The sequence below is a fragment of the Bacillus thermozeamaize genome, assembly GCA_002159075.1.
GTDB lineage: Bacteria > Bacillota > Bacilli > ZCTH02-B2 > ZCTH02-B2 > Bacillus_BB > Bacillus_BB thermozeamaize.
The window spans coordinates 1-7,378 of sequence record LZRT01000109.1 but is presented as its reverse complement, the minus strand read 5'-3'; the positions used below and the strand labels follow the sequence as shown (position 1 = coordinate 7,378).

The 7,378-nt window shown below is 52.4% G+C and carries 10 protein-coding genes; 5 read left to right on the top strand and 5 right to left on the bottom strand.

Going from position 1 to position 7,378, the window contains the following annotated elements; translation table 11 throughout:
• Nucleotides 1-2 precede the first annotated feature (2 nt).
• Entirely contained in the window at nt 3-677 is a 675-nt protein-coding gene (locus BAA01_04155) for a hypothetical protein (GenBank protein OUM85195.1), read from the top strand.
• Nucleotides 678-812: 135 nt separating this feature from the next.
• Complete coding sequence (locus tag BAA01_04150) at nt 813-1,490, top strand: hypothetical protein (protein OUM85194.1); 678 nt, start codon at nt 813-815, stop codon at nt 1,488-1,490.
• Nucleotides 1,491-2,110: 620 nt separating this feature from the next.
• Here BAA01_04150 and BAA01_04145 read toward each other — a convergent pair.
• Nucleotides 2,111-2,362, bottom strand: a complete 252-nt coding sequence (locus BAA01_04145; GenBank protein OUM85193.1) for a hypothetical protein — start codon at nt 2,360-2,362, stop codon at nt 2,111-2,113.
• Between the two features lie 209 nt (nt 2,363-2,571).
• Here BAA01_04145 and BAA01_04140 point away from each other — a divergent pair, with 209 nt between their 5' ends.
• Nucleotides 2,572-3,135 (top strand): hypothetical protein, encoded by a 564-nt coding sequence (locus BAA01_04140; GenBank protein ID OUM85192.1) that lies wholly within the window; start codon nt 2,572-2,574, stop codon nt 3,133-3,135.
• Nucleotides 3,136-3,185: 50 nt separating this feature from the next.
• Here the strand turns inward: BAA01_04140 and BAA01_04135 are convergent, their stop codons facing one another.
• The 3 genes from BAA01_04135 to BAA01_04125 form a co-directional block, all read right to left on the bottom strand.
• Complete coding sequence (locus BAA01_04135; GenBank protein ID OUM85191.1) at nt 3,186-3,452, bottom strand: hypothetical protein; 267 nt, start codon at nt 3,450-3,452, stop codon at nt 3,186-3,188.
• A gap of 7 nt (nt 3,453-3,459) precedes the next feature.
• The gene (locus BAA01_04130; protein OUM85190.1) at nt 3,460-3,834 is read right to left on the bottom strand and encodes a hypothetical protein; all 375 of its coding nucleotides are present in this window, start codon (nt 3,832-3,834) and stop codon (nt 3,460-3,462) included.
• 103 nt (nt 3,835-3,937) lie between these two features.
• On the bottom strand, nt 3,938-4,348 hold the full coding sequence (locus BAA01_04125) for a hypothetical protein (GenBank protein ID OUM85189.1): 411 nt from the start codon (nt 4,346-4,348) through the stop codon (nt 3,938-3,940).
• Between the two features lie 843 nt (nt 4,349-5,191).
• On the opposite strand from BAA01_04125, the gene BAA01_04120 reads away from it, so the two are divergent.
• Both BAA01_04120 and BAA01_04115 read left to right on the top strand, forming a co-directional pair.
• Nucleotides 5,192-5,416 carry a hypothetical protein gene (locus BAA01_04120; GenBank protein OUM85188.1) on the top strand — a complete coding sequence of 75 codons (225 nt, stop codon included), beginning with the start codon at nt 5,192-5,194 and terminating at the stop codon, nt 5,414-5,416.
• Complete coding sequence (locus tag BAA01_04115) at nt 5,409-5,786, top strand: hypothetical protein (GenBank protein OUM85187.1); 378 nt, start codon at nt 5,409-5,411, stop codon at nt 5,784-5,786. The genes BAA01_04120 and BAA01_04115 overlap by 8 nt, the downstream gene beginning before the upstream one ends.
• Nucleotides 5,787-5,901: 115 nt before the next feature.
• On the opposite strand, the gene BAA01_04110 is transcribed toward BAA01_04115, so the two are convergent.
• On the bottom strand, nt 5,902-6,852 hold the full coding sequence (locus tag BAA01_04110; protein OUM85196.1) for a transposase: 951 nt from the start codon (nt 6,850-6,852) through the stop codon (nt 5,902-5,904).
• Nucleotides 6,853-7,378: the final 526 nt, after the last annotated feature.

Here is a 7,378-nt window from a genome sequence, read left to right as displayed (position 1 = left end):
AATTGCGCTTGCGCAACGTGTGCACCATGGAGGAAGCCAATCGGGTGTTGCCGGAACTGATTGACAAGCACAACCGGTTGTTCGCTGTGGCGCCGCAAGAGGCGGAACCGGCCTACCGGCCGCTGCCCGAGGTGCCCTTGGAGCATATCTTTGCCCGTCGTGTACATCGGCGTATCAGCGGGGGACAGACGTTTTCCTGGCAAGGCAAGTGCTACATGCCCCAACCGGGTTCTGGTGTGCCGCGCTGGGAAGCCAGACAATTGTCGAAGTGCGCATCGGCATGCAAGGTCAAGTATGGGTGTGGCATCAGGGGCGTGCATGGCCATGCGTGGAAGTGCCACAAGTTCAAAAGCCAGAAACGCCGATGGCCAAAAAAACAGCGGCACCTGCGCCTCCACGCAAGCCCGCTGCAAACCACCCCTGGAGAAAACCATTCTCCAGCAAGCAATACCAGCGTAGCACAGCCAGCGGGCATCAGGCAAGATCACCGGGTTGACGATGCCACCGTGTTCCTGACCGGCTTGTCACTCTCACCCGAAACGGCGACCCGGACGTCAAGGGCGGCGAAGCCGTCGTCGTCAGACGATTGCCGTTTTACGGCAACCCTTGACGGGAGGGGAGGCGTTTCGGACAATCTTGCATCTGACGGTCAGGCACTTTACCTGACATTTTCATAGAACAATAAACCTGTTATTTTCTCAGACACTTGACAGCCTAAACGAAAAACCGTTGCCTCTTCCCGTTCTATCTCCAAGCTGCGCTCCGAAATCCCGGTTGCAGTTTACGATTGGGATGAAAGCAAGCCAGGCGCCTTGGAAATCGACTTGGTTGAGCACAATGGCGGCTCCACGTTGGGCCATTACGCTTATACGCTGAATGTCGTCGATATCGTTTCAGGTTACAGCCGCCGCCGCGCTTTTCTGGGACGAAGTCAGGCCGTTGTGTTTCAAGCGTTAACGCTGATCTTAAGCGAATGGCCTTTTACGCCCTGGGGGTTACATTCCGACAATGGCAGCGAATTTTTCAACGGCTTGCTCTTGCGATTTTGTCAACAACTTGGGTTTGAGCTGACGCGAAGTCGTCCTTATCGCAAAAATGACAATGCGCATGTGGAGCAAAAAAATCGTCAATTTGTCCGGGAAGTGGTCGGTTACAAACGTTATGACACACCAGAGGCAGTGGAATGGCTCAATGAAGTGTATGCCTGCCTCGACCCATATGCTAATTTCTTTCTGCCGATGCGCAAAGTGATTGCCAAAGAACGGCGCGGTGTAAAAGTGCGACAAACATTTGATCAAGCGAAAGCGCATTTTGACCGCCTTGTTGAAGCAGGCGTTCTTGTTTCAGAAACAAGGGAAAGGCTCGAAAAAGAAAGGCAAGCCCTCAATCCACTCGACCTTCATCAACGCTTGGAAATCTTGTTGGCACAAGGGCCCTCTTCCTTTACGACAAGACAAGAAACAGTAGAGCGTGATTTGGTCTTCATGTAGATGGCTTGCCTTATAAGGCATTCTCCTCCCTCTTGACTCGCCTGTCAAGGGTTGTCACCGCTTCGCGGCGGCATCGCCGCCCTTGACAGGCTCGCAAGAGAGGAAGGCCAAGGTCATTAAAGGCAAGCCACCCCAGTGTACCTCTTCGAGGAGAATGTTAGGTTAGATTTTCAAATGAGTGATCTATTCCGTCTTCGGTAAGATTTTTATATGGGTTGACACGGTGTACTCTGGCTCTAGTATATGTCAAGCGGTTCTCGGAGGTCCAGGCATCTTAAGGAACAAGGAAGAGCTCAGATAACCGCCAAAATGCAGGCGGAAACTCAGTTATGCTCGAAAAGCCCTCACGCACTTCGCGCGTTGCACCCCCTGGGTCGGTGAGGATGCTCCTCACCGACCCAGGGGACCTGATTTCCTTCCCCTTTACCCGAAGGTCGGGATCCTGCCGACGGATCACGACAGCCGGCCGATAAAGCGGCTCGCCGGTGCCGCCCCAACCTGGATCCGCCCTGCCTTGAGGCCTCGTCGATCTTCCAGGATCGTCCGTCGCGCCGCCTTTTCGGCCCTCCCCACCGCCCGCTTGTTCCGTTCGCCGTTCTTCCGCATCCCGGCATAGCGTATCAAAGCAAGGCGCAACGTCCCGTTAAGGTCCCGATCGTCCTTCGGTCTCGCCGTTCGCTTCTCCACCCGTATTGAGCTACGTAAAACGCGTTGAGTTCGCGATCCAGCCGCTCGAACACTTCAGCCATGAAGGAAGCATTGAACGGCATCAAACGGCGATGCAAACTTTCCCGGAAGGAAAACGAATCCGTTGCCGTATCCATCGCCGCGGAGACTTCCATAAGCCCGACGAGTTCGGCTACAATGTCCATGAAGGAAGACCTCTCCTTTCCTCTCAAGGGTGTCACGGAGGTCTTCCTTCTCTTTTAGTCCGCAAAATCCTGCAAGCCGTCCGAGAAAAATTTTACACATACCCCATGATCTTTACGGCATGGGACCTCTGATGTTATATTGAGGATGAGCATCCTCAGGCATCGGCGCTTCTCTACTCGATAAGGCGGGTTCCTTAAGGGGGGAAATGATGTCCACAAAAATACTGCAATTGAAAATTTCGCTTCGGGGTGTCAAACCTCCCGTTTGGCGAAGAATTTTGGTGAAGGAAGATATGACTTTTTATCGTCTTCATGAAACCATTTTGGCCGTGATGGGATGGACAGGGTTCCATTTATATGAATTTCAGGTTTACGGTGAAGCCATCGGGGAGAAGGATCCTGAATGGGATGACATCCATCCGGTCAAAAGTGCAAAAAGAGTGAAGTTGAGCAAATATGCATTTGAAGATAAAGCGAAATTTACTTATACTTATGACTTCGGAGACAATTGGGTGCACGATATACTTGTCGAAAAGATCCTGCAATCCGAAGAAGGTCAAAGTTACCCGATTTGTATTGGCGGAAAAAGAAATTGTCCGCCGGAAGATGTCGGGGGCCCCTGGGGGTATCAAGATTTTTTGGAAGCGATCAGAGATCCCAGCCACCCGGAACATGAAAACATGCTGAAATGGATCGGGGGGGCATTCGATCCTGAAGCATTTGATTTGGTGGAAACGAATGAAGCTCTCAAAGAAGCCCTGAAAACGAGATGATGGAGCAATCGATTGGTGAATCAGTGGATTATGAAATTACGCTGCTGAGGTCATCGAACCGTATAGATTTTTTCCAAGAGGAAGGGAATTCCATGCCGGAATTTCGCTGTCTGTCCATCGATCAGCCATATGCCTATCTCATCGCGATGGATGAAAAGACGATCGAAGTGCGTTCGTGGCGGACGCATCACCGCGGGCCGCTCGTCATCGCCGCAACCGCGCGAAAGTGGTCTGCCGATCTTGAAGACGGCTCGCGTATTACGTTGCCAGGCGGTCTTCCGCCACACTTTAAGAAGGTTGTGCGTCGCACAGATCAATCGCCATTCACTTCTTGCAGCCGAATGGCCTCGCCTGGAAAAACGGTCGATACCCCGAACCGCTTTGATCTGTCCGAACCGGCTCGATCGTCTTCGCGCGCAGGCTGTAGAGTCGCCTACCGCGCTTGGTGCGAAGTTTTCGTTCCATGCGTTCGCGCCAACTCAGCGATCGGGGGATGTGCCCGCGTGGCGAGCTACCTTGAGCCTCCTGATTCCGCCTTTTCCATTCTTTGGTGGGGGCAATGAACAGAATGAACAGATCGATACGTCCATCGGCTTCCTGGATGTTCGCTTCACTGAAGTACCCGGCATCCGCCACCGCGGAGCGAATCGGCCGATCCACCTCGACGGCGCGCAGGTTCGCTTCCGCCATTTGAAGCATGGGATGAAGCTGCCGAACGTCAGATCCTCCGTGGCGACAAGCTGGGCATTGTATCCCTGGATCCAGCCGCTTCGCGTTTTCATGATCCGGCTGTCCGGATCGGTCAGGTTGGCTTTCGCCTCGGGGTTGACGGTGGGAGCTTGGCTTCCTCTTCCAAGCGCACTTTTGCCGCCTTGAGGCCCGCCAGACGATCGTTCCGACGATGAAGATCTTTCGGCAGTTCTTCTCCACGCACAAGGGGACCGTAGCGCTCGTCTTCTGCCCGGTCGACGGCCTCGGCTTCCTGCAGTATCTTTTGGACTTCGCGTTCGATGGGGTCATCCGTTCGGTTGGCCGACAAAGACGCCGCAGCTTTGATTTTGGTCCCGTCCAGGACGACGGTCCCCACGCGAAGAAGGCCTGTTTCCCGACTAAGTTTCAAGCTTTCCGTGAACAACGCGGACAGCGCGGCCTCGTGGGTCTTTCGAAAGCGGGCGTTGGTGACGTTATCCGGCTTCTGGTTGGCGACGATCACACGAAAGGCAACATCTCATTCTGCTTCACAACGTCGAGGATAAAAAAGGCGGGGTAGTCTTCGGGCAGCAACTCATCCACGCTAAGCGTAGGAGAAGATACAGCTGATCGCGGTTCGTGGTTTTAAAAAGTTATATTTCATCGGTCCAAGTACCTCATTTCGGTCGTGGGTTTGCCATCTTTGTATTTCTCTATCGCGCCCGAATCATCCTGCCAGAGAATTCCTGAAACAGGCTCACGATGGGCGTCGCAAACGTTATTGAGAAAAACAGAAAAAAACTGTTGCTCTGCATCAGTCGTTTATGATATGATTTCAAAGATTCTAAAAGCGGACAGAAAAAGGCACAGTGGCACGCGGAAGAAAGCGTCTGTTTTAATCGGATCGAAAAGAGGAACCGGATGAGCGACAATTTTTTCAAAAACCTGTTTGATTTTTCGTTTCGCCGCTTCATCACACCTCAAGTCTCGGGCATTTTTTATGGTTTGGCCGTGGCCGTCATCGGTCTTTTTCCCTCATTCTACTCTTTGCTCTTTTTCCCCTTTCGTTGATTGTTTCCCCCGCCCTCTTTATCGTTTTGGTTGTTTTAGCACGAATCAGCATTGAATCTACTGTCTCTCTTATGCGCATAGCGGAAAATTCGTCGCTGCTTGTCGATCTTGAAAGCAAACGATGGACCGGATCGACCCCAGCAAAACCGCTCGAACCACAGCCGACTCAATCAAACCATTCGAACCTGACGCTTCCAAATGTGCTTCCGTCTTCGGCGGACGATGGCCAATCGCCGTCCACCCCGATGTAAGAGGGCTTTGGAGCCGTTCGAGCATCGAAAAACGATAAACCGATGTGCCGCCTCTTCAAACCGGGAATCCGTCCGGTGAGGACGTACTTGCGGATTCTTCTCAGGACGTCGAGGCGGACGACGCTCGCGGAAACGAGGACGACAAGGACGAGCGGAAGTTCGAAAAAGAGGGCGATCGGCAGGGCGAGCCCGACGAGAAAGCTGAAGTATTCGGCAGCGCCGAAAAGCGGCGTGATGTCGAGCTAACCGGACAGGCGCAGGATGAGTAGGCGATCGGTTACGGACGCCCCCTCCGGCGTCGGACTCCCCCGGGTTCGGGGGTTCGGGCTTCGGAGGAAGGAAGAGATCGCGAAGCAGCCGAAAGACGACAAAGACAAAGGCAGGAAAAGTAACGGCGGCAGCAAACAGGGCCGCTACTCGGATGAGCATGGTGAAGCCGTCGTTGAGGATGAAGGCGACGACGGTCACCGACGGGAGGATGAGGAGGCGAAAGACGAACGGCGCCACACCAAGTCCGACGAGCCATGCGCCACACCCAAAAAGAGAAAGACGACCGGCTGGAGCTGCCGGGCGATGCGGTCGCCGAGCTCGACGTACAGGCGCGCCAGGCGGCGGGCCAGGATTTGTGGCTCGATCTGAAGCGATGAGACCCCTCCGTCGTCCGCCGATCCGTCTCGGGTCAGCGTCGCAGATGCGTCTCCTTCTACCGCTACTTTCGGTACGGACGCTGCTTGCGGAACTTGGCGGTGAAGGGTTAGTGAAGTTGCTGCTTTAGTTTTTGAATTTCTTCTACAGATAATTCCGTGAAAAATGCGATTTCGTCAACATCTTTCCCTTTTTCCAGCATCTTCATGGCCATTTTAATTGCCTTTTGCCGCTCACCTTCCGCCAATCCTTTCGCCAATCCTTTCGCCAATCCTTCCGCCAATCCTTCCGCCAATCCTTTCTCCCTGGCTCGCTGTTCTGCCCTTTGCTGCCTGATTTCCGCCTCCCGCACTGCAGCCAACTCATCCAAAATGGCTTTCCGCCGGGATTCATACTCCACCCACTTCTTCTCGTCGCGGCTCAGGTCTTCCCATTCCTCAAACGCTCGTTTCAACGCAGGATCTTTCATCGCAATCGCCTCCAATTCCTTGCGAATTTCCTCGTGATCGTCTGCCTCCAGCAGCAACAACCATCTCTCCAGCTCATTGTCATGTGGATTGACGGCACGTTGCTCCCATTTGTCCATCAGCTTCGGGATCTCCATGAAATGAATTTCCAGCACATCCGTTAGCAGAAACTGCTCCTGATCCTCGTACAGATGAAAGGTGGTGCGAAAACGATCTGTCTCTTGCAGAAAGCGGAAATTGAGGATGTTGATCGTGATCGTTTTTGCCAAATCGGTGTACGGCATTCCCTTTTGCATCTGAGCAGAAAAGATGCGTGACCAGTAGTAGAGGGTGCGCTTCTTCATGTCAAACTTGTTTGACAGTTGAATCTCGATGTTGACGTGTTCGCCTTGCTCCGTTTTAGCATGAATGTCCAACACGGACGCCTTGTCTTCGATGTGTTCCCGATGGATTACGGGATTCAGGATTTCTACTGATGCAATTCGTTTTTCTTTTGTCAGTTGGAGCGCGGCATTCAGGAAGGCCAGGAGGATCGGTTCGTTTCCGGTTTTCCCAAATACCTGTTTGAAAGCAAAGTCGATCTTCAGATCCATAAGTTTGGTCACGTCATTACCTTCCCCTCGCCGAGCATTGTCTGTACTATCATTATACCACCGAAACAGGCTTTCGACACATCGTTGCGATACCTCGGCTGAGTCAAGTATTTTGTAAGCATTTTCTGGCTCTACACCAAACATAGTGCTTGACAAGTTTTAGAGTAAAAAATTGAAAAGCACCTGTTCATTCCATAAGATGGTTGTGCAACCAATCCACCATAGAGGGAATGACAGATGCACAACCAGTATATCGATCGATTCGTCAATATACCAGAGGTAAATGTTCAACAGTGTTATCGTTCTGTGATATTGTCAGGGTGTCATTGTTCCGAGAAAATGTCAGTATGAGCAAGGAGCAGATGATCACCTTGACAAAAGAAGAATTGAAACGCGCCTTGGTAATCGAACAATGGATCGATGGCCGTTTGACCGAACAGGATGTCTCCCGCATCTTAAAGTTAAGTGTACGTCAGGTTTATCGGCTCAAGGCAAAATATCTTCATGGAGGTGCACAGTCCATCGC

Coding starts and splice junctions, on each gene's coding strand:
- BAA01_04145 (OUM85193.1), bottom strand. CDS start 2,362: ATGGACATTGTAGCCGAACTCGTCGGGCTTATGGAAGTCTCCGCGGCG.
- BAA01_04110 (OUM85196.1), bottom strand. CDS start 6,852: ATGGATCTGAAGATCGACTTTGCTTTCAAACAGGTATTTGGGAAAACC.
- BAA01_04115 (OUM85187.1), top strand. CDS start 5,409: ATGAGTAGGCGATCGGTTACGGACGCCCCCTCCGGCGTCGGACTCCCC.
- BAA01_04130 (OUM85190.1), bottom strand. CDS start 3,834: ATGCTTCAAATGGCGGAAGCGAACCTGCGCGCCGTCGAGGTGGATCGG.
- BAA01_04140 (OUM85192.1), top strand. CDS start 2,572: ATGTCCACAAAAATACTGCAATTGAAAATTTCGCTTCGGGGTGTCAAA.